The 25,756-nt window shown below is 57.5% G+C and carries 19 protein-coding genes, 1 tRNA gene and 2 pseudogenes; 11 read left to right on the top strand and 11 right to left on the bottom strand.

Annotation, left to right across the window (positions count from 1 at the left end; translation table 11 throughout):
- Nucleotides 1–695 precede the first annotated feature (695 nt).
- A pseudogene (locus J2R76_RS36300) lies at nt 696–1,107 on the top strand (IS5/IS1182 family transposase); the annotation flags it as partial.
- A 255-nt stretch (nt 1,108–1,362) separates the two neighbouring features.
- Here J2R76_RS36300 and J2R76_RS36295 read toward each other — a convergent pair.
- Both J2R76_RS36295 and J2R76_RS36290 read right to left on the bottom strand, forming a co-directional pair.
- Complete coding sequence (locus J2R76_RS36295; protein WP_253626146.1) at nt 1,363–1,704, bottom strand: hypothetical protein; 342 nt, start codon at nt 1,702–1,704, stop codon at nt 1,363–1,365.
- A 39-nt stretch (nt 1,705–1,743) separates the two neighbouring features.
- Nucleotides 1,744–1,968 carry a hypothetical protein gene (locus J2R76_RS36290; RefSeq protein WP_253625612.1) on the bottom strand — a complete coding sequence of 75 codons (225 nt, stop codon included), beginning with the start codon at nt 1,966–1,968 and terminating at the stop codon, nt 1,744–1,746.
- Between the two features lie 999 nt (nt 1,969–2,967).
- On the opposite strand from J2R76_RS36290, the gene J2R76_RS36285 reads away from it, so the two are divergent.
- Nucleotides 2,968–3,552 carry a hypothetical protein gene (locus J2R76_RS36285; protein ID WP_253625611.1) on the top strand — a complete coding sequence of 195 codons (585 nt, stop codon included), beginning with the start codon at nt 2,968–2,970 and terminating at the stop codon, nt 3,550–3,552.
- A gap of 596 nt (nt 3,553–4,148) precedes the next feature.
- Here the strand turns inward: J2R76_RS36285 and J2R76_RS36280 are convergent.
- The 4 genes from J2R76_RS36280 to J2R76_RS36265 all read right to left on the bottom strand — a co-directional run bounded on the left by J2R76_RS36280 (nt 4,149) and on the right by J2R76_RS36265 (nt 11,750).
- Nucleotides 4,149–7,238, bottom strand: coding sequence for a DEAD/DEAH box helicase (locus J2R76_RS36280; RefSeq protein ID WP_253625610.1), 3,090 nt, complete (start codon nt 7,236–7,238; stop codon nt 4,149–4,151).
- Nucleotides 7,228–8,013 (bottom strand): Hachiman antiphage defense system protein HamA, encoded by a 786-nt coding sequence (locus J2R76_RS36275; protein WP_253625609.1) that lies wholly within the window; start codon nt 8,011–8,013, stop codon nt 7,228–7,230. Before J2R76_RS36275 ends, J2R76_RS36280 begins: the two co-directional genes overlap by 11 nt.
- A 237-nt stretch (nt 8,014–8,250) precedes the next feature.
- Nucleotides 8,251–9,468 (bottom strand): hypothetical protein, encoded by a 1,218-nt coding sequence (locus J2R76_RS36270; protein ID WP_253625608.1) that lies wholly within the window; start codon nt 9,466–9,468, stop codon nt 8,251–8,253.
- The gene (locus J2R76_RS36265) at nt 9,447–11,750 is read right to left on the bottom strand and encodes a Piwi domain-containing protein (protein WP_253625607.1); all 2,304 of its coding nucleotides are present in this window, start codon (nt 11,748–11,750) and stop codon (nt 9,447–9,449) included. Before J2R76_RS36265 ends, J2R76_RS36270 begins: the two co-directional genes overlap by 22 nt.
- A gap of 670 nt (nt 11,751–12,420) precedes the next feature.
- On the opposite strand from J2R76_RS36265, the gene J2R76_RS36260 reads away from it, so the two are divergent.
- Both J2R76_RS36260 and J2R76_RS36255 read left to right on the top strand, forming a co-directional pair.
- On the top strand, nt 12,421–13,512 hold the full coding sequence (locus tag J2R76_RS36260; RefSeq protein ID WP_253625606.1) for a hypothetical protein: 1,092 nt from the start codon (nt 12,421–12,423) through the stop codon (nt 13,510–13,512).
- Nucleotides 13,513–13,518: 6 nt separating this feature from the next.
- The gene (locus tag J2R76_RS36255) at nt 13,519–14,187 is read left to right on the top strand and encodes a toll/interleukin-1 receptor domain-containing protein (RefSeq protein ID WP_253625605.1); all 669 of its coding nucleotides are present in this window, start codon (nt 13,519–13,521) and stop codon (nt 14,185–14,187) included.
- An 811-nt stretch (nt 14,188–14,998) separates the two neighbouring features.
- On the opposite strand, the gene J2R76_RS41140 is transcribed toward J2R76_RS36255, so the two are convergent.
- The 3 genes from J2R76_RS41140 to J2R76_RS36240 form a co-directional block, all read right to left on the bottom strand.
- Nucleotides 14,999–15,202 (bottom strand): DUF4145 domain-containing protein, encoded by a 204-nt coding sequence (locus J2R76_RS41140; protein WP_375166584.1) that lies wholly within the window; start codon nt 15,200–15,202, stop codon nt 14,999–15,001.
- A 50-nt stretch (nt 15,203–15,252) separates the two neighbouring features.
- Nucleotides 15,253–15,399 carry a hypothetical protein gene (locus tag J2R76_RS36245; protein ID WP_253625603.1) on the bottom strand — a complete coding sequence of 49 codons (147 nt, stop codon included), beginning with the start codon at nt 15,397–15,399 and terminating at the stop codon, nt 15,253–15,255.
- Between the two features lie 135 nt (nt 15,400–15,534).
- Nucleotides 15,535–16,347 carry a type I restriction enzyme HsdR N-terminal domain-containing protein gene (locus J2R76_RS36240; RefSeq protein WP_253625602.1) on the bottom strand — a complete coding sequence of 271 codons (813 nt, stop codon included), beginning with the start codon at nt 16,345–16,347 and terminating at the stop codon, nt 15,535–15,537.
- 764 nt (nt 16,348–17,111) lie between these two features.
- Between J2R76_RS36240 and J2R76_RS36235 the strand changes: the two genes are divergently transcribed.
- From J2R76_RS36235 to J2R76_RS36215, 5 genes are read left to right on the top strand one after another with little or no spacing between them, the layout of a single operon-like run.
- On the top strand, nt 17,112–17,837 hold the full coding sequence (locus J2R76_RS36235) for a thermonuclease family protein (protein ID WP_253625601.1): 726 nt from the start codon (nt 17,112–17,114) through the stop codon (nt 17,835–17,837).
- Nucleotides 17,838–17,850: 13 nt separating this feature from the next.
- Entirely contained in the window at nt 17,851–19,299 is a 1,449-nt protein-coding gene (locus J2R76_RS36230) for a hypothetical protein (protein ID WP_253625600.1), read from the top strand.
- Entirely contained in the window at nt 19,292–20,128 is an 837-nt protein-coding gene (locus J2R76_RS36225; RefSeq protein WP_253625599.1) for a hypothetical protein, read from the top strand. Before J2R76_RS36230 ends, J2R76_RS36225 begins: the two co-directional genes overlap by 8 nt.
- Before the next feature lie 4 nt (nt 20,129–20,132).
- A complete protein-coding gene (locus J2R76_RS36220; protein ID WP_253625597.1) occupies nt 20,133–21,149 on the top strand; it encodes a hypothetical protein in 1,017 nt (338 codons plus the stop codon).
- Between the two features lie 9 nt (nt 21,150–21,158).
- Entirely contained in the window at nt 21,159–22,319 is a 1,161-nt protein-coding gene (locus J2R76_RS36215) for a hypothetical protein (protein ID WP_253625596.1), read from the top strand.
- A 1,138-nt stretch (nt 22,320–23,457) separates the two neighbouring features.
- Here J2R76_RS36215 and J2R76_RS40885 read toward each other — a convergent pair.
- Nucleotides 23,458–23,739, bottom strand: a complete 282-nt coding sequence (locus tag J2R76_RS40885; RefSeq protein WP_309143561.1) for a hypothetical protein — start codon at nt 23,737–23,739, stop codon at nt 23,458–23,460.
- A gap of 195 nt (nt 23,740–23,934) precedes the next feature.
- Here J2R76_RS40885 and J2R76_RS40880 point away from each other — a divergent pair.
- Nucleotides 23,935–24,330 (top strand): annotated as a pseudogene (locus J2R76_RS40880) (tyrosine-type recombinase/integrase); the annotation flags it as partial.
- A gap of 171 nt (nt 24,331–24,501) precedes the next feature.
- On the opposite strand, the gene J2R76_RS36205 reads toward J2R76_RS40880, so the two are convergent.
- Nucleotides 24,502–24,578 (bottom strand) — tRNA-Pro (locus J2R76_RS36205).
- Between the two features lie 78 nt (nt 24,579–24,656).
- Between J2R76_RS36205 and J2R76_RS36200 the strand changes: the two genes are divergently transcribed.
- On the top strand, nt 24,657–25,643 hold the full coding sequence (locus J2R76_RS36200; RefSeq protein WP_253625595.1) for an L-threonylcarbamoyladenylate synthase: 987 nt from the start codon (nt 24,657–24,659) through the stop codon (nt 25,641–25,643).
- Nucleotides 25,644–25,756 lie beyond the last annotated feature (113 nt).

Genomic DNA, 25,756 nt, shown 5'->3' with positions numbered 1-25,756 from the left:
TTCATCATAGCGGAAACGAGGGACGCCCGCCGCTTGTTTCGTGGTGGGGATTGCCCGCCAAGGCGCGATGAGGGCTCGAAGCTGCGTCACCGGGACGCAAATGAGCACAAGGCGGCAACTGCTCAGGCGGACCGCGTGATCAATCAGTCGTCGAGCAGGAAAGCTCCCGGCGAATGGAGCCGTATCGTAAAATGTCGTGGAATAGCGAACATTTGGCGCTCCCTAGGGAACTGAAACAAGATAGCGAATTCAATGCTTTACGGAATTGTTTGGGTAAGACACGCCTCATTGTTTTTCAAGGCGTTTCAAAATGACCGCCCAAACTGGAGAATGAGAATCGTAAGATCCCAGCTTACTTTTCCATGACTGTCGAATGGGTGAACTTCAAATATGGGAGCGAAACTCGAGCAGGCGGTCTTCCGATAGAGCCGCGGATTGGACAGTCAGCTTGAATACAGGAAGATCAATCCCCTTCCGGCAAGCTGTCTCCTATGTTCCGATGGTGTTTGCTCCAAAATCTGCCCGCGACGGAACGAACGATCGGTAGGCCCCAATCTTTCGGGGTAGGTCGGGGACCTTTCCCCCGAAGATCCGTTTTTACAATCTTTCGAGCCGGACCGGCCGCATGATCAGTTGCATGGTCGGCGTAGACCGCTGTTTGCAGCCGGCATCCTGCGCGTTCTTTTGTGGCGTTAATCCTCGCCTGCCACGAGGCCGGCATCACCGTGACTTTGCCAAAACCACTGACGGCCGGCGCGCCAAGGCGGACGGGCGTGTCGGTAAGCAAGACTTTGCGTATTTGCCGGAGGAAGACGCCTATCGCTGTCCTGCTGGGGAGCGGCTGCCATATCGCTATACAAATACAAACGAAGAAGACGGCAATATGCTGCGGCGCTACTGGACCGCAGCCTGTCAAAATTGTTCGCGCACGAGCATCTGCTCGAGGCTGTGCAGCAGCGTCTTGACGCAAACCCAGAAACCATACGTCAACGCCGGAGACGGTCGTTCCCGAAAGTAGCCGCCGAGATGGCTCTCTCGCTTCTGGCCTACAACCTGACACGGGTCATGAACATTGTCGGCATTAAGCCACTGATGGCCTCTCTGAGACCCCCCGGCTCCCGGCTGCCAAGACCGACATCCCTAAGGCCGCTTTTACACGACCAAGACCCTTGGCTGACCTCCCGCCAACTGCGGCTCCAGTCTGCTGTTTGGGTCGGAGCCGCCATCTCGTCCATGTCTGACCTGCCCCAACTGATAAGCTTTTGCAAAACCTCATCAGTCAGCCAACTGACTCCATTTTTGGACCAATCCCCTTACCAGTTTCGGCTAAATTGTCGGCATTGGCGGCGGATGACTGGCTGCTCAGCTCGGGGCCACATAGCCTACCACACCCGACCATCTGACATTCATCGAACCGAATTCGGTATCAACCATGACGAAGTCGTCGCCATGGTGGACATACGACCTCGAAATACGGCGCTCGACGTGGTCGTTCACCACATCGGCATCGGTCTTGCCATGCAATTCGAGAAACTGGCGCTTCTCCTTTCGCCCCATTGCACCGATGTAGAAATGCTCCGAGGCTGGCACGTTCCCAACCCAGGCACTTGGAACCGGTCGGTCGATCCGGTCGATATCGAGAACACGAAATAGGAGGCCACGCCGGCTCGTCGCCGTCCACGTCTCCTCGGCCTTGGCAAGCAAGCGAAGCCCCGTTTTCTTGTTTGCCTCAGCAATGGCCGACTAGATGAAGCCGAGCGCTGCGCTCGCACCGATAGCCCATGCCGGAGAGCCAACAAAGCCAATCCCGGTCGACACGGTACCGAGATTTCGGGCCGCTTCCGCCCGGGTCGCCGCGATGTGCCCCAATTCGTCGGCCGGATATAGCTCGATCCCCTGCACTTTCAGGGTTTGTCCCGACGTAAGCAACAAGAAGACCAGATCTGATGCATTTTCGTCGAGAGTCAAAAGTCGCCCTCCCTGGCCATACCCCGACGCCGAGAGTTCCGATGCCGGGGTATGAAGAGTGAGTTATCTGTGGGTGCCGTACCGGTTGCCAGTGCTGAAATTCCGATACGAGCCGCCCCTATGAGACGATCCTGATCCACCAAAGTAGGAACCGCCGTGGCTAGAGGTGTGATGACCCCCACCGTAGGAGACGCGGCCTCCGCCGTGTCCGCCGCCTCTGGCCTGTGCAAACGCCGTTGAGCAAAGCAGCGCGACTGCGACAATCACTATTTTCTTCAATGCAGTTCTCCTTGAACGCCCCAAAATCGAGACGAGGCCTCTAAATCCAAGAAGCGTCACTCAATCACAAGCTGAAAATCTTTCGCGAATATAACACTAACGTCTAGTGCGACGACGTGCCACGCTCTATTGATCTCGCCCCCTGGTTGCGCTCTAGTTTTTGGATTATGCGAGGCGGGGTTGTTATTTTGCTCTTGGGCGTTACGGCCCTCGGAGCCTATTCGATTGGTCGTCACGGTGCACCCACGAGCGCGCCCACGCCGCCTGTTGCGCGACAATCGACCGCCATAGCGACGCCTCTCGCCTTTGCCGCTTCACCGGTCGTTGCTGCGCCACCCAAGGCGACAAACGCTGCGCCACCATCATCCATCCCCAGCTCCGCACCGGCCAACGGAAGCAATCCACCTGACAACGTCCCGCCGGCACCCGAGCCCAAGCACAAGGTCGAGGCCGCTCTGACCGCCGCCGCCATCGTCGCGATCCTGATCAAGGAGAGCCGTGACCAGTATCACGCAACGGGCAAGCCCTGCGCGTGTCCTGACGACGTGATGCGAAACGGCCGAGCATGTGGCACGAGGAGCGCGCACTCGCGCCCTGGCGGGGCTGCACCACTCTGCTACGTGAGCGACGTGACCACCGCGATGATCGATTCATATCGGCAGCGGCAAGCGTCACGTTAAGGCTAAAGTAACTCATCATTGGGGACGCAGGGAGTATTGGATGTACAGGTTTGCGCTGCTTGTCGCGGTGTTCTCGTCTGGCATCGGCCTCGCTCACGCTGAGGACAAAGCGCCTCCCAGCCCGATCGACAGCATCACAAAGTCCGCTCGCGACTTGATGCCATCGATGCCGGCCGTCTCGCTGCCATCATTGCCCAATCTATCGCTGCCCGATTTTTCGGATGCGACCGGAAAGCTCACCGGTGAATTCAATGTCTTTACGCAGCAACTTGGTGAGGCGCTGCCCGTCCTCGAGCAGATGGGTTACGAGGTCACGACGTTTCGGGTGACGTGGGGCCTACCGCCAAAAGCTCGGCTACGCTTGAAGTCGAGCGGAAGCGCGGATGTTCAGAAGGTAAATTCCATCACCACTAAAGCGAGCGGCGGCGGCCTCTTGGTAACCACTCTGATCAGTAGCGCCGCGATGGCAAAGCGCATTCAAAACACAATGAAGATGGGAACGGCTTACCTCGATGTTGACTTCGCTGTGCCGCCCAAAATCAGCATGAAATTTATCGGCGCTGGTGCCAGCGAAAGGAGCGAGGTGCCTCGTGAGCTAGATGACCTAGAGATCGCGTGCAAATGATAGGCCCGATCGTTGCATGGATGGCCTTTCTCTTCTTGCCCGGCAAAGATGACCGGCGACGACGCTGGCTCCAGTCCGCCGCTCCTCCACATCAAAACATCAAAACGGTTGCCAACGAAGCCGATGGTGGTGAATAGCGATCCAGCCGCATTGATAAGGTCTGCGACCAATACTTATCAGTTGGCGAAATAACTCCTTGACGACCTTCGCAGCTGGAAGTGGGTGTGCTATCGCCTCGCCACCAAGCTCACCCGCCGATCCAATCCAGCGGGTTTCGATGACGGCGAATGCCGCCTTTGCCCATAGGCAAACCAGATGTCGCGGCCGTCCGCGTTGTGAACTCGCTGAAAGGACGTGAATGAAGCCGCGCAGCGGTTCATACCGAGTCACCATTCGCGGTGGCTGCTGCTGGCGTTGCGGGCATTGGTCACGCCCGGATCATGCTCAATTCGGAGCACCCTTCCTAGGCCCTACCGTTCTGGAAAAGACACTGAGCGCAGGCTGCAGATTGCCGCTTGAATCACCAAGCTCGCGGGTTAGTTCGACAATCGCGGCTGGCTGATAGCAATATTGTAGAGATTGCATATACGCAGAACTTACCGCAACAATTCATCTAAGACATTCTCGAAATATGCGGGATATGTTGCGATTGCCTCGCGCGTATATTGCCCGTTCGCTCTTATCCAGGCTATCGCCGTTCCATAGTCAACCACGTTTACAAAGCGAACGCCGAGGTCCTTTGCGATTTCGCGGTCGGCGAATCCCACCTCGTACATCCCAAGAGCAGCTGCTGACGCGAGACCGACCTTCATCTGCCGCTGCAGAAATTTGAACGCATCACGGAGCACGTCGTTTAGACCATCAGCAAGATCGGCAAGCGTCGCAATGATCATTGCCCCTTCATACCCGAATCCGCCCTCACAAAGCGCCACCGCATCTTCTATTTTCGGAATGCGACTGTTTCCTCCAATTCGGACATTTCGTACAGCCAGCATTCCAAGGATCGTTATGAAAGAATCACCCCGAACCCAAGCCTGAACGAGATCGGGTACGATGGTCGGATCGGAAAGCGCGGCAATCGTGCCATGCACATTGTGTTGCAGCATGACGGGTGTTACGACTTCGAGTAGCTGGCTGGCTTGGGTCGCCTGCAACAATACTGTCAGATTTGCAGTGAGCCATGCTCTCAAAGCCTGAACCGATCGAGGAGCAAGCGGTGACCGCCGGAGTGCCGCGCGAACATCGACCGTCTGAGCGCCGGCGAGTAAATTATCGGCGACGGCTCTGAACAAGTCTTCGATTTGAAGCTGCTTAGCCTCGTCCGCGAGAAAATGTGCGAGCGTGTTCTTTGCTAGCTCGACGGACCGTTCGGGCAAGCCCGGGGTTTCGAAGTCGAGATGCGCGAGAAGAAACGATGCGATGCCATGCACAATACGAGCACGTTCTTGCAGAAACCGTATGAAATCGCGAGCCTTTACGTTTGGATCGGCGGTGCGCGCTGCCTGCGCTAGCGCGTTCAAGGTTTGCTCGTCATCGGAAAACAGCAAGTGGTGCAACTGCCCCACGTCGACGGATACGGATTGTCCAGGCAAACGGCCGTACACGAAAGGCTGGAAGATTTCTGAGATGCTGCTGGCTGATGGCTCGGAATTTGCTGCATCCAGCAGCTCCTTTGCGCCAAGCCAGCGCCAGCGCTCCCTCCGTTGCCCCTTTTTATCAAAGACCGCGTTGTCTGCAAAGATTACGCTGCCTTCAGTGTGCATTCCCGCCCGTCCGGCTCTTCCGATGAGATTGTGGAAATCGCGTACGAGAATTCTATCTTTCCCTTGGTTCACGCTAGTCACGATCAGATATTTGATTGGGAGGTTGACCCCCTGCGCCAAGGTTGAGGTACAGACGACAAACTTGATCAAGCTCGCCTTCATCGCGAACTCGATGGAGAGACGAAGGCCGTGAGGCACGCTGGCGTGGTGTGGAAAAATCCCGAGCGCAGCCGATCGTGTGACAGCTGCTGCCGCACCCATTTGACGGCCGAAGAGGGCGGCGATCTTGGCAACCTCGTTGCCGTCCGAGACAGCGGCGGGGCCGGTGAGGTCCATGCCTCGTCCGCTCATCGTTGCCGCATCCTCACAAATCTTGGCGGCCGTGTCCTTGCGCCCGCAGAAGAGCGCGACGCTTCCTTTTGAGACAAGCTTGAGACCAAGGTACAGGCCGACCGAGGGACCGTCTTCTGCCTTTGGGAAGACCCGTGGCGTTCTTTCACGAGGCAAGGCCGGCAGCGTAATCGCCTCGATAACACGCGGAACGAAGAATTCCCTGTCTTCAGGATCGAGTGGATTTACGTATTCAAGGGCGCCAAGCGGGTTGCGCCACGTTGTAAACGCGATGCTGCGCGAAGTTGGCAACAGCCCGGTGCTGTCGACTACCAACTCCGGATTGCCCAGAAGCCATTCGGAGATGCGGGCCGCGTTGGCAATGACTGCGGAAATCAGAACAATTTGAGTGTTCGGGGCGAGCATCAATTTCAGCGAGGTGAGAAGCAACTCGTACGTCACCCCACGCGCGCCACTGTCGAATTGATGGCCTTCATCGTAAACTACAAGACCAATTGTCGCGGCGAGTTCAGGCGTTCGGCGCAAAAGATAAAGAAGCTTCTCCGGCGTTACGATCAAGATCGTCTTTCTGGCCCATAGTTCTTCGATTGAAAGGTCTGCCTGGAAGCTGTCCGTGGCTTCATTTATGGCAACATTGTCGGCCGCGAATGCTTGAGCCATGTCGCCACGAATGTCATGGCAGAGAGATCTGAATGGACAGACGATTACGGCTAGCGAGAACCTATCGCCGAGAAAGCCGCTGCGCAGTATCAGTTCAGTGGCGCGTGTTTTACCCGCGCTTGTCGGCATTTGGATAAGCGCGGACGTGCCGCTCAAAACACCTGCCCCGCAGATGCGTCGCTGCGAGGGCCACAGTTCACGAGGAAAATTTGGTCTGCTCAAAAAGGGCAACCAGCTCCCGGGCGGTAGACCGGATGCCCCGGGCAATATCGTCGCGGCTGCGGCTGCGATCTTCCGGCGGAGTATCGCTGCCGAAATGTCCGCGTATAGAAGTTCACGGCCGTCCCCCGTTTCGTAGGCTTCAGCGCGGATAGCGCTGGCGGCCTCAATGACTCCCTCCGATGCTCCGGTCCCAGCAAAATAGCCGGATAGCTGTGCGAGAACATTATTGGCTGCATCGGCGTAGGGGCAGTCCGGCATGTCTGAGTAGTCGCCGCGAAGTAGCTTGTACACCAGCAGCGCCAGGCCCGATCCGAGATGTGGTGGCGGTTCGGTGGCCTGGTTAGCGAGGACCTTCGAGCTGCCCGGATTATCCGCGAGGTAAAAGCAAGCCGATGCAAGGATCGGAAATTCGCCCTCGGTGAAGTTTTCAAGGCGGCTTTGAAGATAGGCATCAAAATACGTTCCGGCGAACGCGATTGCCTCCGGAGGCGTTTCCTCCCGCCTTGCATCCGTCGACATATCGGCGATCGCTGCCGCCGCGTCGCCGAGTAAGCCAACAGCCAGAGAAAACAATATGTCCGGCGGATGCGTGAGTTGGATATGATGCTCAAGCGGAACATCATATTCGTACATCTTCGCCTTGGAGCGCGTAATGGCGAGAATGTAGCGTGAGGTGCGTTCAGGCCTCATTGGCAGCTCGGTTATAGAGAGCGTGAACGAGCGCCATCAGTCCCGCTCCTGTCACGACGATCAGTTTCAGATTTGGCGCGTTGAAATGCGTCGCCGTTTTAACAGCGCTTGTCATTTGTGGATCAAATGTGGTGGTATCGTGCACGGCCGCAGCACCGCTTATGCGTTTGAACGGCTTGTCAGGTTCATTTTGAAACCGTGCGACTTTAGCAGCCTCCCCGTCCTCGCCGCGTTCAAAGAAGCGCTGCTTTAACGCATTTAGCGACGTAGCCTCGCGGAACTTGTCCTTGTGTGAATCGTCAATCGCGTCCTGTAACCGGCTCTTGGGCTTCCCGGAGGCTGCAGCCTTCGCCTCAAATACGAACAGCTCGTCCTTCGGATTTTCGGCCCCATCTTGGACGAACTTGAACCCGATCACATCGCAGCCCTTCGAGGATTCATTGCGATTAAACTTGCTGTCGTATCGAAATCTCCTGGGACACCAGTAGCCAAGCTTGTACTCGATGTAGTCGGCCACAATAATTTCAGCAAAGTCGCCGGCACGGATGCTGGGTCCCGGCTTGTCCTTCACGTCAGGGAACTTGGTAGTAGTCAGATATTGAGAGTTGCTGAGGCCTGTCCCGGCAACGAGCTTCTTGAGCATTTCGTCGTCGCAATAGTGCTCTCTAAAGTGCTTTGCCCATGCCGAAAGCACCTTCGGCTCGTCAGCGTGCTGCAGCTCCCACAGCTCGACTGTGTGCCCGTCTGCTGTCTTGAGGGTCTTGCCCGTATTCACGAGCCAATTCAGGTGTGCGGGCGCAGCCATCTTGTCTACACGTCAGAAAGCGGACCGAACAGGTACTCTATTACACGGTGTAGAGGCCAGTTTCATTCCGATATCCATTATTCCACCTTAGCGGCATTTGACTTCCCAAAGCCCCGCAAAACCGTGGCTTATACGATCCGGTTGAAAAAATGTTGAACATTTTCATGGTGCAAAGACTCAAGGAAAGCGAGAAGCTTTCGTTATCAATTATAGCCCCTGCGGACACACAACGGCTTTCACGCGAAGCTGGACTCCGCTTACCTCCACGTCGCGCTCTAGCGCGGTCGGATTCTGGCATCGCTTCTCAGGGTCGTAGACAAGGCAAATGAGCGTCTCCACGCCCGGCACGGTCCGATACCGACTAGCATCAATGATAAGCTCGTCGGCCACTTCCTTTTGCCCAAGGTTTGGTCGCGTCATTTTGGCTTCAACGACGATCCGCTCTCTGGGCAGGTGGAAGTCAACCCGTGATGATGAACCCGCATAGCTTGGTGTGACTTCCTCGGGCCGCACGTCATCGAAATGAAGCTTCAGGATAGCGTGCAGCAAGTCCTGAACGTCGTACTCGTCCTTGATGACTACCGGCGCTCGTTGCCTCTGGCGGATGCGTAAGCGCTCGGCGAACAGTGGAAAGCGGCGGCACAATGCGACAATCTGATCTACAGCGTTATCAGGTGAGCTAAGGCTAATGCGGTCGGACACCCGGTTCACCAAAATCAGAAGCGCCGCGGCTTCAGCCTCGTCGTTGATCCTTACAGCGCCCGAAAGCAGCCGTTGCAAGAGATCTTGCTCTAGGTCGCCGGCAACAACTCCTGCAGGAAGACCAACTGCAAAGTCGACGCAGGCGGCGACGACGGCTTCGTGCGTAGGCAAGCCACCAACGGCCACGGCCGCGACATTTACGGACTGAGCCTTATCCTTGTCCAAGAGGTTAAATGCCGCCAACGCAGCAAACCGAGACACGTTCGTCGTAAACTGGCCCTGCGTGAATCCACGCAAGATCGTTCCCGCAAGCCAGTCCCGATGCTCGCGCGGCACCTTCTCTGAGCAAAGGCCGAGGCTAACACCGAGAATTTCTACGGGGTGGAAGATGAACGAATTGCGGTCGACGGGATATATCTCCCGACCACGTAGATGCTCGATCTCATCCACCCACAACGCCACCGTATCCTCAGGCGCGAGATCAAGGACATACCCATACGCCGCCAACACCGGCGTGCGTCGCAGCAGCGTCGCGGTGGAATTACCGACTGGCCGCTGTAACGGGCTGCCGGAAAGCGTTGCGTCGCGCTGTAGTATCTTGAAAGCTAAGCCCGACGCGGCGGTCGGCCATGAGTCGGATGCTCGTAGAATTCGGTTGGCCTCTTCTCGAACCGCCGCGGTAATGCTGAGAACAACGCCATTCATAGGAACCAGCGGCTCCATTTTAGCTTCACTGATAGCGCCGTGGTCGAGAAATCTGGCACGTCCTTAAGCCGGCCGAGCAATTCTGCGATGCGCTCGGAGTAAAAGATCGTCACCGGGGTACGTGCTGGCAAGGTCGAACGCCACGACAAACTCGTGAACTTCAGCGTTTGCTCTGCAATGTAGTCCACGTCCTTAAAGGTAGAGTCCGGGTGGAGGCTGATAAGCAGCGGCGCAGGCAGCGGCGAATTGGCCCGCTTGATGAGCTTGTGCGAGTTCGTTGCAAGCAGACGCGTCGACTTTCCTATGCGCGCAATCGTGCCGCGCATAGGAGCGAATTCGCCTTTCATCACATCGCTGTCGCGTTTGATAGGTTCGCCCTTCTCTGAACGATCCATAATAATGAACGGATGATCGTGGGAGACGGTGACAAAGGCCATTTGGAGAATTTGCTCCGCACCGATCTCGCGAACGCACGCGAAAACAATGTTGCCTACATCGACGCGCTTGAGTGGCCGATGCGCATGGAAAATGACGCGTACGGTATCTCCTGGCCGCCAGTTATTTCGCGCCTTCAATTCGCGGAGCACCGACAACATGGAGTCTCGGACCATCTTCGGGTAGTCAGTGTAATTGCACTCTTTCGATACGTTGCCGAGGAGATAGGTACCGTCACCGCTGAAAACGGTCGTTATACCTACAAAGCGCTGCCGATCTTCGAAGCGGCTACCCGAGAACTCCGCAACCCCCATGCCGACAACCAGCTCATCGCTAATCGCCTTGTCTTGATTCACCGTCCAAGGTGTTCCGTTTAACTTCGCATAGACCGAGACTGCGAAGTTCTGAAGCGTGTATTGCAGGCTGCCCGCCATCTGCGTGACAGTGGGCATGCGAATTTCCTGTGCCGATATGCCCAGCGTTAACAACAGGGCTTTGGTACGCAAGTACGGATTTTGCAGGCCCTTCAGGTGAGCGTGCTCTTCAAAGAGCACAACGATCGCGCCTTGCACGTCATCGACCGCCGACAAGCGACTTTCAATAGCGTTCCGATAGGCCGCCTCCGAACCGGACCGGTCCGAAATCTGGACATGGACTGGACACATTACGAATTCGAGATTCACGAGGCCAAAAAGGTCCCTGAAGCCCTTGGCGAAGCCGCGGTAATTGGACCCAAGGCCATCGCGAAAGGCGCGCAAGAACGTCTCGACCTTTCCCTGTGTCGAGGCGGGGAACACGACCAAAAGCCTCGGCGACTTGTTGGCGAAAGTGGTCCGGTCAAACGGCCCAAATTGCGTAAGTCCTGGCCAGGCAAACGCGTTGCTTTGCGCGCCGGTACGGTCGAACACATAGTCGACGGGAGGAGCAATATAGACCGTCTCTGATGTGTCGTTATTAGCCAGAACGATGCGTTCGCCGATCCGCGCGTCCTGCCCAAGCGCAATTGGAAGTTTAGTCTTTGTCAAAAGCGTCCCGAGCTTTTCTACTACCTCATCAAAGTCCGGACCTAGTAGATACCCTGCCTGTTCATCATCGAGCGCCAGCATCAAAGAACGATACCGGCTCGGCCCCAGGATGGTTGCAAGGCACCGCGCAATGCTTTCTTTCGAGCCTTCGACCTTGACGTGGTCCGTCTCGATCGATGTCCCGTCGGTGCCTTCGGAGAGATGAGTGACGCTTCCTTCTACGCGCGCGATGCGCCCGACCAAGCGGCGCTTTCCCGGCTCGAGCTGCCGGCGGACGACATGCAACCCTATGAGGTCGACATTGGCCTTTTGAAGCTCATTCAAAGGTGCCGAAATATCGAACTGCATCTCTACGTTAATGAAGATGCCGAGCTTGGATTGGCCTTCCGTGGGTTCGAATGTCTTGGCGCTGAGCACAAAACGCGGGATGACAGTAAATTGGTCAATGAGCGGATGATCGATGCGGGCAGCGTTAGCGGCGGGTCCAATCAGTTCCGTTCGTTGCGCGAGAAATGTGAAGGGCCGCTGCCGGATCGCCTGATACTTCGGCAATGCCAACCCGATGACATCGTCGATCCGCGCGCGTAGGAACCAACCGTATTGCGACGTCCGAGCGGAAAGTTGCTGCCCGTCGACGTTCGGGCCACCAGCACTGAGTCGCAGATGGTACAGCTTGCCGCCGGCCCAGTGTACAAACCAGAATCCCCGCAGCCGTTCGCGCTCGGCCTTCACCTCGGCTGGGCTTGGCATGTCGCGGACCACGAAATCAATTAGGTCAGGGGTCTCAACTATGAAGCCGTTGGTGACCAGCGGTCGTGATCGGCGTGTGGTCTGAGCCATTCGAATCTCGGAAACAAAGGCTTAATTCTAGCGACAATCGCTGGTGGCGCATAGTTAGTCACCACCACTTGGAGTAACCCGCTGTTTATTAACAACTTCCGGCTGGAGCGCACTTGGAAGGGGCGAAGTCCTTACCCCTGCTCGAGAGTCCCGCTGCTTGCCGGCGCATGGGTGATGCGGACGCATTGTGAATAACAGGAATACGGGACACGTGGAATTGCCCGCGGGCGGACAAAGGGGCTCGAACCCCGATCCAGCATCTTTGATCTCTTGCTGTGAGAATTAGCTAGCTTTTGTTAGATTCCTTATCAGTTACGTTGCGCTTTTCATCGTATCGGCGGAGCGCCTACGCTTGCATCGTCTCAAGGTAAGGAGGAGCTCCGCATCCTCACCATCGCCAGAGCGATCTACACCTTCATCATCCAGCGATTCGAAAACGCTGCGTCTCTCTTCGATCCGGAGGAGGTTGAGGCCTAAAACGGGCCCTCAGGAGGCCAACGGTTATCCACGATGAAAACCCCCGAATCTGGGGTTTTACCGTCCGGGAACGTGATTCCATTAGGCGGAATCACGAGGAATCGGCCATATTGGACGCGCGAAAACAAAACAGGAACCCCGCATAGAGGGTACCGCGACCACGTGAACTGAACGGATGCCGGAGCGATTCGCAATGTCGTTGCAGTTGGATATCCCCGACGAGTTGTTTGATCCGAAGCCCTTCTACCGGACCCGAGATTCAGCCCAAGCCGTCCTCCGCGAAATCAAGGAGCACATTAAGACTACCGGTGAGCCGCACCTGTGGCGCCACCACACGCATTCGAAGCCGGTGACAGGTTCCCGCATCGTCTACATCGGCGAGTTCGACCTGCCCGCCAGCCATCAAGCGCCCGACCGCCACGCGCCCTGCCCGTGCTGCTCGCCCCGGGCGCCCAAGTTCTCCCGCAAAGGCAAGATCGCCTGGTTTCCCGACGAGCATATCATCCGCATGATCGGGCCTGAGTGCTTCCAGACGCTCAACCCCGAAGGCCACTGGGAAGCCGTGGAGGTCTTCAACCGCGAGGAAGCCGAGCGGCGCACCATTGCATATTTGGTGACGAACCTGCATCTCAACGTCCACGCCCGCGACGTTATCCGGCGCGCCCTCCCGGCCCTGGAAGCGATCGACCAGGTGCACACGACCTTGCAACGTCGCATCAATGACGTGCTGCGGCTCGACCTTTGGCGGCACGTCGGCCGCGGCAGCCTCAGCGTCAACGTCGAAGGGCGACGCATGAAGCGCGTCCGCGGTGGCGCACAGGAGGTCGAGACCTTCATGGACGTTCGGGAATTCACTGCGTTCCCGGGCTCTCACATGTTCAGCCCGAAAACGTCAAGGCTTGCCTCCCGGGCGGACGGTTGCGCAAAGCGGCTCAGCCTCATCGACTTCGGCGACGAGGTGCAAGAGCGGGTCCGTGGCATGACTACCGAGGAGCAAGCAAAAGCGGCCCGCATCCTTTCCAAGGGGATTTCGGCGGCGGCCGATATCTTCAAGGAAGCGAATGCCATCCGGAGCGGGTTCGGGCCGATGAGCATCGCCAACCTCAAAGGTTGGACGAAGCATGCCGGTTGCCCGATCCGGCTTTTCATCTCCGGAGACGAGAGCAGCTTCTACATCGGGACCGACGAGCAGCACGAGCTGCGCATCGAGATCCCGCCGACGTTCTGGCGGACCTTTGGCGAGCTGCCGACGATCTTGACCGTTGCAAACTGGAATGAGGACTGAACTGGAATGTTAGCGTTTATGAGTTACCAGACTGCCGACCGCGAAATCGCCGCGGGCGTCGCTCAACTTCTCGGCACTCTCGGCGTTCAGTCTTTTATGGCCCACGAGCATATCGAAGTCTCCGTCGAGTGGCGCGACGAGATCCTCCGTCAGCTCGGCTTGGCCGATCTTTTCGTGCCGATCTTGAGCCAGCGGTACTACGCGTCGATTTGGTGCAAACAGGAGTCCGGGATCGCAGCCTTTAGGCGTATGACGTTGATCCCGCTCTCCTTGGACGGCTCAATCCCCCAAGGCTTTATCAGTCACGTCCAGTCATCGCTCCTTCAGGGCGGCCAGGCCACGTACCATCAGCTTATGCGCGGCGTAGCTTCTCGGGACATCCGTTTTGCTATTGACGCTGGAATCAGGCTTGTGGCTGATGCGCGCAGCTTCAGGCAAGCCGAATATCATTTCGAAGCCGTTCGCCCTTATCTCCGCGGCGCGAGCGACCAGCAGGTCATTCGCTTACTGACGGTCTCAGCCCAGAACGGGCAAGTGTGCCACGCCAGCCTATGCGCCCGTGACTACCTGCCGCCACTCATGCAATCGCACGGGCACTTGTTGCCACTAGATGTGCGCGAAGGGCTTTCACAGGTATTAGCCCAATATGCAAACCCTCCCCCGACGGTGCGTTAGTAGGTGCACATGAATGATTTTTTGGACCTCGATCCATACGAGGATTTGCCGGATGATCCGGAAGAGGCCTTCCTTAAGCTGGAGGCCCACTTTCACGCCGAATGTGATCGGCGACTGAAGGCCGCGACGCAAGACGACCGCACCGATGTGATCTATGTCGACTATATAGCGCAAGTCTTGGGAGCCATCAACGCGCTTGAACTGCAAGGTGAGTTCAAGAGCGAGGCCCCCTCAATTGAGGATGTGAACTTCAACACATACCTCAACTTCAACAAGGACGTGATGCACTACCGCACGATGCTCCGCATCCGGCGGAGCCAACGCGATCAGGGATACTCAGTCCAATTTGACGAGACGGCGCGGCGGAAAGTCCACCACCACCTCGACCAGGTGCTGGAGATCTTCCAAAAGCTCGACATCGATGACCCCAAGCGAGAAAAGCTGATATCGCGGCTCAACGAGCTGCAAAGCGAGGTCAATCAGCGCCGGACGCGCTTCGACCGGTTCGCGGCATTGACCATGGAAGTTTCCGGCGTGGTCGGCGACGCAGTCGAACGGATGAAGATTATCGACATCCTTGATGCTATCGGTCGCGTCTTTTGGGGCTCGCAGACCGAGAAGCAGAAGCAGCTCCCGGCTCCAAAACAAAAAAAGATCGAGCCGCAAAGCCGAGGGTGGAGGAGCGCAAGCAGCCGTCCGAAATGGACGACGATATTCCCTTCTAGCTATTTGCGCGGCGGCACCCGCTTGCCCATGTTCTTCGCTTCGTCACCGTGGCCGAAAATGGGAGAGCAGACGCCACCCAAAACGTCTAGGGCAATGCGCAGATCTTGCTCCTTCGGCGTATATCCCGATGCATCGCAGCGTCGCCCACATCGAGCGTGGCCCTCATCGCCTCGCGTTGAAGCGCTGATATGAACCCGCCTTGCTGAAATGCGTCCAGGTTCTTGTTAAACGACCCCTTATCCCCGATCTTGAATATCATGATCTGCTCTAGCGCGGACCGAATGCCCATTGCAGCAAGCCGGTACTGCTTGGCGCCTACGGCGCGATAGACCTCGTAGATCAAATCAGGTCACCAATCGTTTCCTCGACAGCATCCAGGCCCAGACGCATGTATTGCAGCCAGCGCGGCTGGTGACGGGACACGGGAGACGGATAGAACTGATTGGTGACACTGCCGTCGGACAGATATCGAGTTTGAATTCCCATCGAGATCGTATCGCACCCGCGGCACGAGATCATCGCGTATCCGCGCTCAAAAATCTCAACTGCGCTCGCAGCATGCTTTGCGGATAGATATGGTCGATGTGGGGAACCGAGTTCATCCTCTGCCTTTTCTCGCGCTCAAGCGGCAGGCGGCGCTCCCGTGACAGGAGGTGTTGGAGTTGCATCGGCCACCTGAGTCACAACGTCGACCTTCTCTCGCGCCGCCGTTTTCTGAAGCTTCTTCACGTACGCCACCGCGGCTGCCCCCTCCTCGCTGTCGATAAGCTCGCGCTTTACGATTTCATTCTCCAAGAGGGAGGATAAGTATTCCAAATCCAGCCTAATGCCGGACAATCGCCGAACCTCTTTACGAATGGCTTCGACTATTTTATCGGTTCGCAGTACGGCTGCGACTGTGTACTTGCTGCTGGTCTGCTTCTCGTTCAGCAGCTCCGACAATGTATCCTTCGAATAACCTTCAGAACTAAGGCTTCCGAAGCAGCCAATGACGTCATCATTCTTGCAGTCGCAAGCTAGCACGTCGATCTCGAATACCAGCGTCTTCTCGATCGGCTTCGCGAATCTCAAATTGTATAGGCGCCACGTCGCTCCGTTTGAGAGCACCACCCAAGAGACACCCTCATTCGCCGCGTAGTCTATGGCTTGCTTGACGTGAGCGTCTTTAAGCTCAACACCAATCGCTTTCGCCTCGATCAAGAAGCGCTTCTTGTTGTCGACCGTTACAACTCGGTCAACGTACGTACCGCGGATCGCATGTTCGCTCGAGACTTCCTTGTATTTGTCGTAGCCCAAGGCATCCGAGAGAAAATCGGTAATAATGGTGACCGTATCGGCTTCACCGATATCTCGCTGCCTCGCTGCCGCGAGTACTTTTTGGTATTTCTTGAGTTGGGTCGATATACGCGAGGAAACCTTCGCTGAAATTCCCATAGCCCTACCCGCAAAGATCTGTCTGAAAGCGGCTAGGATTCCGGTATTTGGCGGCTCGCGCAAGAGTTTAGTAGGCCTACTCGTGCCACTACGGGCTCTTCGGACTTCCCTTTCGCCTTTAGTCCAATCTCGACGCCAGTCGGTGTTGCGCAATCGCCCGAGCAGTCCTCCCGATGTGGGGCCCATTCCTTGGGGATCATTTCGCGTTGCTATTGACCGTTGGGAAGCTTCCGGCCAAGATAGAACGAAAAGTGAACAGGATTTTTGAGATGACTGGGCACCCTCATGAACCCCACGTTGTCTGCCCGAAATGCAGCCATCAGATCCCGCTGACCGAGTCGCTCGCGGCTCCTCTGCTAGAAGCCGAGCGTCGCGAATTTCAGCAGAAGTTCGTTGCGAGAGAGGCTGAATTCGCTCGCAGAGCTGCAGATCAAGCAGCGAGTTGAAGCCGAACGCAAGCAAGTCGTCGCTGCCGAAGGCAAGAAAGCACGCGAGGAGGTGGCAGACGATTTGCGTGCGATGGAGCAGCGTTTGCCCACGCCGGCACGTGCTGCGAGCCTATTCACCCGCCCCTACCGACTGAGTGGTGTGGACCATCAACCGGGAGCATCTATGTGGTCCAGAGCGAGCATCCGAGCCGCAATGCTATGCCGCAAATCTTGGCGGATAACCATAGGGACAAGGGACGGAACGTCTCTCGCCATTCGCGCAGGAGGTGTAATAGAGTGTTAACTATCAAGGATTGCTGAAAAAGGTCCCTGTTGATGCGCCGGGTGGCTATCGCGCTCACCGTCTTGTTTGGACTCAACCCTGCCTTGGCGGCGGAGGTTCGAGGACCACCGCAAATTGTCAACGCCGACACCGTCTATATCGGGCAAACCAAGATTTGGTTTAGCGAGGTTGATGCGCCCGAAACCGAGCAAATCTGCCTCGATTCTGCAGGTAAGAACTGGAACTGCGGGTTAGAAGCAAAAGAGCGGCTTCAGGCGTTCAGCAACAACCGTGAATGGGTCTGTCAATTGTCTGGCCAGGACGTTTACAGGCGCTCGCTGGGCGTCTGCACGATAAACGGCGAGAATGTTTCCCGGTGGCTGGTCCGAAACGGCTGGGCGTTGGACTTTCGTAGGTACTCCACGGATTTGGTCGCTGATGAGGACTTTGCACGCGAACACCAGCGCGGCCTTTGGAGCGGTGCCTTCATCGCTCCATGGGATTGGCGCCACCGCAACCCTTCAACCATTGTCCTGGGCGCTCTCACGGTTCCTAGCAATGCAGAGCGCGGGTTGATCGCTCATGCGCCAACAGACGAGGCACCCCATCCGTCCAACTGTGTGATCAAAGGGAATCTGGCCAGCACGCCCCAGTGCATCTACCACCTTCCAGGCGGACGCTTTTACGATCGGCTCAGCATGCAGCCGACTTCCTCACGCCGATGGTTCTGTAGCGAGGCCGAGGCCCAAGCGGCCGGGTGCCGCAAGTCAAAGCTCTAGTTGCGGGCCAGTAATGAATCATTCTGAAATCCGATTTTCCCCGATTGCGCGGCTGCGGGCGCTTCTTAACCAGCCGACGCATGACTATCGGCCCGCGACGACGGTCTTTCTGGATCTCAACGTGGACCGGATTGCCGACGAAATGAATCTGACCAGCCTCGGCAAGGAGCGCGGTTCGCAGAACCGGCCGGCTTCTGATGCCCAGACCTTGGACGACGTCGAACATCTGATTGTCGAAAGGATCGAGGCGCATAAGCAGGATTCCCATACTATCTATCTGGACCACCTGCATACCTATGATGAACGGATCACCGCCCTCAGTTTTGAAGAGCGTTTTGCCGTTATCCAGCAGGCTGCGCCCGAAGCCGTTGGCGATTTCGAGGCCGAAGCGACCATGGGCCGGGATGAGTTGTTCACGCACCGTCGCCGCCTCAACGAATCCGAGCTGGAACGGGATGCATTCCGGAAGCGGCATCACCTCGAGCGACCGGCTAGGTTGCTAAGTTCCGGCACGCTCATTCTGAAAGTCGGTCTGCTTGCGATCCTGTTTGCGATCGAGGTTGTGGTCAACGCCGGCTTCCTCGCGAAGTCCAACACCGGCGGCTACATCGGCGCTGCTATCCAGGCCGCAACCTTTGCTGCGCTGAACATTCTCGCGAGCTTCCTTTGGGGGCTGGTGCTGATCCGTCCGGTCTTCCATCGAAACGTCCTGCTCAAATTGGTCGGGGTGGTGTTCTTTCTTGCTTACTTGGCGTTTGCAGCTGCGCTGAACCTGACGCTCGGGCATCTCCGAGAGATGCGCCCCGAGCTGGAAGGTGACGTCGGCCAAGTTGTCCTGCACCGTCTGCTAACGTCCCCGCTCGACCTTACCGATGTCAATTCCTGGGTCTTCATCAGCATCGGGCTGGTGTTTTCACTAGTGGCGATGGCCGACGGACTGACGTTCTTTGATCCCTACATCGGCTATGCTGGTTTGGAGCGCCGCTGGGTCGAGGCCAGCCAGCAGTTCACCAACTTAAAGAGTGACCTGATTGAGCGGCTTCGGGACATTCGCCAGGATTCAACCGACGTGATGAACGCCGCGTCGAGCGACTTATCCAAACGTCGCGCCGACTATGACTCCATTCTTTTAGGCCGGAGTCGCCTCAGTCAGCGCTTCAACCAGCACCAGAACCAGGTCGAGCAGGCTGCGCGCGCGTTGCTCGGGATCTACCGCGAGGCCAACCGCAAGTCGCGATCCACACCAGCTCCAGCCTATTTCGACAAGCCGTTTACACTAGAACGGATCACTTACGCTGCCGGCGAACCGGATTCTACTGCAAGGGAGCGGCTGCGCCAGATGATCGAGGAGACCCAGGGGCTTCTGAAGGAGCAGGTTAAGGCCGTTAACGAAGCATTCGAACGAGCCATGCGCTCATACCGCGAGATTGATCAATTCTTCCCGGAGGACAAGAATGGCTAGAACTCGTCCCCGGAAGCGCAGCGCGCCCGGTATTGGCTGGGCGGGTGTGACCGGAATTATGCTTCTCCTTCTGGCGCTCTCCTGCGGCGGTGCGATGGCCTACATCTACCTTTTCGCGGAGAGGCCGCCGGTCCTGGATGTGCAGAGCCTCTGCCCGGTGAGTGGCCCGCAGGGCGTGACGGTCGTGCTCGTCGATACTTCCGACGAGCTACCCGAGACCACGCGTCGCGAAGTGCTGGGCTTGCTCGATGAAATCGCAACCACGCTGCCTCCCTTCCATAGGCTCGATGTTCGCGTCCTCGATATCGCGGGACTTAGCAGCCGATCGATATTCTCCAAGTGTAATCCCGGCGATGGGGCAGGTTTGAGTGAATGGACCAACAATCGGGAACTGGCCAGGAAACGCTGGAATGACAGCTTCCGCAAACCTGTGAGCGAAGCGATAAAGAACAGTGTTAGCCCCGCAAGAGCTAACGCCTCGCCCATCATGGGTGCGATCCAACACATTGCGATTGACGAGTTCGCCGGAAATGCGAGGCAAGACGTTAAGAAAACTCTTTACGTGATCTCAGACATGATTGAGTCCACAAGGGATTACAGTCAGTACCCTCGCGCCGGAGATCTGTCGTACCTGCGCTACAAGCAATCCGCTGGCTACTTGAAGTATCAAACCGACCTTCACGGCGCGACAGTGTTTGTTGAGCTGGTCACGCGCCAGCTCAACGGAAAGCCTGTGGTTGACGACCTTCAGCTCATGAAGTTCTGGCAGGAATGGATCTCTGATAACCGCGGCAAGGTCGGCTTCATCAAACGGCTGCAGGGAGCATAAGGAGATGGCTCCCAAAGGTACCAACAAGGGCCTGCCCCCAGGCGTCCTGAGCGGCATGCTGTTTTTTGCGGTTGTGCTCGCCGGCAGCGGTTACATCATTTTCTCAAAGCTACATGATTTCGGCGCCGTGCAAGTGACGGCCGTCCCGGTCCTGATCATGATCGGCTACGCGCTCATACTAGGTATGGCGCGCTTGTTTCGCCTACGGGACGATCAGTCTGGCGATAATCTTTACTACATGGGCTTTCTGTTCACATTGACCAGCCTTGCTGTCTCTCTTTACCAGTTTTCCTCCGACGGGGCCGCTGAGCAGATTGTCAAGAATTTCGGTATCGCCATTGCATCTACCATCGCAGGCATCGCATTGCGCATTTTCTTCAACCAGATGCGTCGCGATCCAGTCGAGGTTGAGGCAACAGCGCGGATGGAACTGGCCCAGGCCTCCCGGAACGTGAAGCGGGAGCTGGAAAGCACCGTTCTTGAATTCGGCTACTTCCGGAGAATGGCCCAGCAGTCAATCAGCGACGCGCTCGACGAGGTTAAGGAAGCTCTCGGAGAAACACGCAAAGGGCTAACCAGCGAAATGGAGGGCTTCGCGGTTGTCGCCCGCCAGCCGCTCGAGGATGCGTCGAAACGCTCGGCCGAGGCACTCAACATGATGAACAATCACGTTGTGCGGACCCTTGAGGCCGTTTCGAAGCAGCTGACCGAACAGGGAGACCGGTTGACGAGGAGTACGGGGGGCATGGTCAAGGCCATCGATGCCGTGGTCGGTAAATTGGCATCCCTCCAAACCCCGGAACAGGTCATCGAGATCAAGCTCGCGCCGATGATCCAGGGCCTGACGCGGGCGGTTAACTCTTTCAGCAAGAGCAGCGAGACGCAGGCCAAGGCAATTGACGAAAATCTCCGGCAGACACAGGCCCTTGCGACGGCGCTGAATGAACTTACGAGCGAACTCCGCACCGAGAATGCAGAACGATATGCCACCGGCCCTTGGGGCCGCGGCGACAACACGTAGGCGACAGTCGTGTCAGTCACGGATGGTCAAATCACCCGACAGGGATCTTCGTATCGCCAAGGGTTGGTGCTTGGGCTCACGATGGCGGAGATCATGCTGCTTCTGGTGTTCTGCCTACTCATCGCCATGGCCGCTTTCTTGCGCAAAGAGCAGGTGAAGCGAGAAGAGGCGAACAAGAAAGTCGAGCAACTGTCGGTAGACAATCAGCGAAACCAGGATCTTTTGGAAGCCCTCCGAAACAATGAGACTCTGGTTGAAAAGTTGAGAACTCTCACGGGGACTGGCGATCCGGAGGCCATCGATAAGTACTGGCGCGAGCTCATAGACAGCCGTGCGACCGCAGATGAGTTGCAAAAATCCGGGTTGTCGCTGAAGGAGGTGCGTGACCGGATTGCTGAAATCAAGGCGCTGCGTGCAAATGGCATCGACGTCGATAAGGCGATCAAGGATGCGAACGCGATGGCTGCCATCAAACGCGCTATGGTTAAATCGGGTGAGCCGCCTGCATCCACTCAAGTTATTCTTGATGCGCTTGCTCGCAGTGCTCCAGGAAGCAATTCTTCAGGCCATCAATGGCCACCGATGATCAGTTTAAGCGAGGCCGAGGGCTATTTCTTCAAGAGTGGCAGCGCCGAGCTCACGCCAGAGTTCCGAGATAAACTTCTCAACAAAGTACCGGACGTTCAAAAATTGATCGATCAGTACGATGTGGACGTCGTCGAGGTGGTCGGTCACACCGACGAGCAGCCGCTCGGCGCGCGCCCGTCCAATCTCGATTGGAATTTGGCTTCCGTCCTTAAAAATACAGCAAATGTCGGCAGTCTGGTTCCAGCAGATAATGCCGGGTTGGGATTGGCTCGTGCGGTCTCAGTCGTTAGCGTACTGAGACAAAGTCCGCTAATAAAATACAAGCTCATCCCTCTCTCCGGAGCCCAACTTGTGAATACGGATGAGACACTTGCCATTCAGGGAATACCTGCAAACATAAAGGAACGACGCCGCATTGAGATTCGGCTTCGCAAATCGGATGTGCGCGAAATCGCGACCAGCGCTGCTCCACCTTTGATGCCGCCCTCCCCGAAGCGGCGACCGACCGCAAAGCCGGCGCCATTGTCACTCCTACCAAAGCAATCGGCTCCTCCCCAAACATGGAGCACGCCCGCAAATTGAGGAACGTTCTGTCCTAGCATTGGCGTGCAATGCGCGACCTAAGTGATAAACTTTCAGCGATTTTCTTATCAGTCAGCGAGACTTCATCTGCTTATCAGTCGGTTTGAACGGATCCAGCGAAGCCATATCTGGAAGATTAGCGCCACCCAAGCGAGCCCGCGTACCTCACCGAGGCACGATTTGTCGCCTGACAACGGCCGGAACCGTTAATCTCTAGTCTGACAGCACCGCCGCGCGGACTATTGTCACGATTGGTTGGCGACGCTCTCCCGCGCGGTCGACATGACTCGGGCATTAACGTCAGGACTGCATCAGGCTTGCATGTGACAATGCACACACAGGCCAAGGGCTACGAGGTAATATGCGATGAGGGCATTCTCGATTTGGACCATTTCAAAACTCGTCTCAGTGTTCCGATTTGCACTCGGAAGCCGCCGATTGTCCCACGAGCGAGCACGCTCCGCTTTCACAGTAGAAGCCTTCGCTTATACTAATAGCAGCGCGGAAAACACTCGACGCGACGCATTGATCGCGTAAGGGAAGAGTTCGAACCTCGCTGGGTGGAGGAAGCGATTCTTACAAAGGTCCGTATACTCCTCCAAGGTTAGTAACGTTGCCATCGCCGCGCAAAGCTTCGACTGTTCGAATTTCGAGGTCGTAACGTCACCAGAAAAATTGGCTGCCTTCAGACCATCGGAAGGCCCGCATGGACTTGGACCATCGACATATGCATGCCACTCGGATCTAGATGGCTTGGTCTTAGCATGGCCAGAACGCATCTCTCCCCAAGTCTGGTTTCGCGTGATATGCCTATCCGCCTGTCTGCTGCCGCATCGTTGGCTTTTCCGGACGGATCGATGACTGCTTCTGGCCTGCGACGAGAAGCACGCCGCGGCCGGCTCGAAATAGAAAGAATTGCCGGCAGAGATTATACTACGCTCGAAAACATCGAGAAGATGAGGGAACTGTGCCGCGTCAAAGTAAGGGAGCCCGTCTCTATAAGCGAAGGGCACGATATCGCGGCGGAAAGCTCGTCGCCCGAGCCGTCTGGATCATCAAAGACGGCGAGCGCCATATCGCCACAGGCTGCCTTGCGAGCCCGTCTGAAACAAACCCGCCTCGAGAAGCAGAGCAAGCGCTAGCAGAGTACATCGCGCGAAAATACCAACCTGAGCGCAATCGGCGCGACATCGACGATATCGATTGCGCCGATGTGCTGTCGATCTATCTGACCGATATCGGCGAGCCAGGTGATCAGTTTGAAATTGAAGCGAGGATTGACCGGCTCAACGATTTCTGGGGTGGCAAGAGGCTGGCGGCAGTCAACGCGCAAACCTGTGCCGGCTACATCAAACATCGCGGCAGCCGCGGTGGCGCGCGTCGTGACCTCGAGACATTCCGTGCTGCGATCAACCATCATGCAAAAGAGGGCTTTCACCGGGGCACGGTTCGCGTATCGCTCCCGCCGAAAGGCGAGGCACGTGATCGGTGGCTGACACGCAGCGAGGCCGCAGCTCTGGTCTGGCAATGTTGGCGCTATCGCGAAAAGCAGACCATCCACGCAGGCAGCTCAAAGGGCGACCCGGTATGGACAGACCGCCGACCGCTGCGACATGTGGCCAGATTTATCCTGATCGGCCTCTACACCGGCACGCGGGCGGGCGCGATCGCGGCGGCATCGCCTTACCCCGAGCTTGGGCACTCGTACGTCGATCTCGAGCGTGGTATCTTCTACCGCAGGCCGATCGGGAAGCGAGCCACCAAGAAGCGTCAGACGCCGGCTCCGCTCCCACCCCGGCTATTGGCTCATTTGCGTCGTTGGAAAGACCGGAAGCTGATCAACACTTGCTTCGTCGAGTTCAATGGCAAGCCGGTCGCTTCCGTGAAGAAGGGCTTCAAATCTGCCGTGGATCTGGCCAAGCTGCCCGGGAAAGTCACTCCGCACACGTTGCGCCACACGGCGGCGACCTGGTTGATGCAGCGCGGCGTGCCGATTTGGGAGGCGGCCGGGTTCCTCGGCATGTCGCCGGAGGTCCTGCAGGATACCTATGGCCATCACCATCCCGACTATTTGCACGGGGCGGCGGCAGCCATTGGCCAAAAAGCGCGGTATGTTTCGGTGGTCAAATCGGTGGTTGACTCGGGAACAGCCACCGATGAGAAGAAAAAACCTAAGGAAATCTGGTCGGAGTGGCAGGATTCGAACCTGCGACCCCTGCGTCCCGAACGCAGTGCTCTACCGGGCTGAGCCACACTCCGACTGAGGGCCGGCTTATAGCGTCGGGTTTCGGGGACCGCAAGGGACCACAAGGCACCCAATTGAGGAATCTAGTCACAGTGGATACAGGTCTGAAAACGCACGTTTTGTCCGCCGGCGCCGCCGCGACGGCGACCGCCGCCGGGGTCCTGGCCGAGGGTGGCCTGGTGGCGTTTCCGACCGAGACGGTTTACGGCCTCGGCGCCGATGCCGGCAACGCCTCAGCGATCGCCCGGCTTTACGAGGCCAAGGGCCGGCCGGCCTTCAATCCCCTGATTGCCCATGTCGCCGATCTGGGCGCCGCCCGCCGGATTGCCCTATTCAATGGGCAGGCCCTGCGATTGGCGGACGCGTTCTGGCCGGGTCCCCTGACCCTGGTGCTGCCGAAGGCGCTGTCCTGCCCGGTTGCGGAACTCGCGACCGCCGGGCTCGACACGGTCGCCATACGCATCCCGGCCCACAAGGTGGCGCGCGACATCATCAAGGCTTTCGGCGGTGCCTTGGTAGCGCCGTCGGCCAATCTCTCCGGCCACGTCTCGCCGACCACCGCCGAGCATGTGAACGGCGATCTGGCGGGCCGCATCGACCTGATCGTCGACGGCGGGCCGGTCGAGGTCGGCGTCGAATCCACCATCGTCGGCTGCTTCTCCGATCCGGTGCTGCTGCGACCGGGCGGGCTGACGCGCGCAGAGATCGAGCGCGTGCTCGGCCAGCCCTTGCAGTCGCCGCCGCAAGACGCGGAAAGCGACGCCCAGCCGGTTGCCCCGGGCATGCTCGCCTCGCACTACGCACCGCGGACACCGGTCCGGTTCAATGCCAGCGACGTCCATGTCGGCGAAGCCTTGCTGTCGTTCGGGCCGGCGAAGGTCGCGCGGCGCGAATGCGCCTCCGTGGAGATGAACCTGTCCGAGCGCGGCGATCTTGCCGAGGCCGCCGCCAATCTGTTCGGCTACCTTCGCACCCTCGACAAGAGAAACGCGGATGCGATCGCGGTGACGCCGATTCCCGAGGACGGATTGGGCGAAGCCATCAATGACCGGCTGCGCCGCGCAGCCGTTGGGCGATAACAAGCATGACCCAGACCGGAACGGCCGCGTTGGCGCCAAGCGGGAACCGGTTTTCCCTCGCGACAAACGCGAAGCGTTTGCGCGAAGGGCATGCTTAGGCAAAGATCCCCGAC

The organism is Bradyrhizobium sp. USDA 4532 (assembly GCF_024171315.1).
In the GTDB taxonomy this organism is placed as follows: domain Bacteria; phylum Pseudomonadota; class Alphaproteobacteria; order Rhizobiales; family Xanthobacteraceae; genus Bradyrhizobium; species Bradyrhizobium australafricanum.
Note: the sequence above shows the minus strand (reverse complement) of the source record. Positions and strands in the feature narration are given on the sequence as shown.

Bases quoted from the DNA above. Each gene is read 5' to 3' on its own strand.
- J2R76_RS36265 (WP_253625607.1), bottom strand. From the start codon at position 11,750: ATGGCTCAGACCACACGCCGATCACGACCGCTGGTCACCAACGGCTTC.
- J2R76_RS36285 (WP_253625611.1), top strand. From the start codon at position 2,968: ATGTACAGGTTTGCGCTGCTTGTCGCGGTGTTCTCGTCTGGCATCGGC.
- J2R76_RS36260 (WP_253625606.1), top strand. From the start codon at position 12,421: ATGTCGTTGCAGTTGGATATCCCCGACGAGTTGTTTGATCCGAAGCCC.
- J2R76_RS36220 (WP_253625597.1), top strand. From the start codon at position 20,133: ATGGCTCCCAAAGGTACCAACAAGGGCCTGCCCCCAGGCGTCCTGAGC.
- J2R76_RS36255 (WP_253625605.1), top strand. From the start codon at position 13,519: ATGTTAGCGTTTATGAGTTACCAGACTGCCGACCGCGAAATCGCCGCG.
- J2R76_RS36280 (WP_253625610.1), bottom strand. From the start codon at position 7,238: ATGAGGCCTGAACGCACCTCACGCTACATTCTCGCCATTACGCGCTCC.
- J2R76_RS41140 (WP_375166584.1), bottom strand. From the start codon at position 15,202: ATGGGCATTCGGTCCGCGCTAGAGCAGATCATGATATTCAAGATCGGG.
- J2R76_RS36240 (WP_253625602.1), bottom strand. From the start codon at position 16,347: ATGGGAATTTCAGCGAAGGTTTCCTCGCGTATATCGACCCAACTCAAG.
- J2R76_RS36235 (WP_253625601.1), top strand. From the start codon at position 17,112: ATGCGCCGGGTGGCTATCGCGCTCACCGTCTTGTTTGGACTCAACCCT.
- J2R76_RS36230 (WP_253625600.1), top strand. From the start codon at position 17,851: ATGAATCATTCTGAAATCCGATTTTCCCCGATTGCGCGGCTGCGGGCG.
- J2R76_RS36270 (WP_253625608.1), bottom strand. From the start codon at position 9,468: ATGGAGCCGCTGGTTCCTATGAATGGCGTTGTTCTCAGCATTACCGCG.
- J2R76_RS36225 (WP_253625599.1), top strand. From the start codon at position 19,292: ATGGCTAGAACTCGTCCCCGGAAGCGCAGCGCGCCCGGTATTGGCTGG.
- J2R76_RS40885 (WP_309143561.1), bottom strand. From the start codon at position 23,739: ATGATGGTTGATCGCAGCACGGAATGTCTCGAGGTCACGACGCGCGCC.
- J2R76_RS36245 (WP_253625603.1), bottom strand. From the start codon at position 15,399: ATGGGAATTCAAACTCGATATCTGTCCGACGGCAGTGTCACCAATCAG.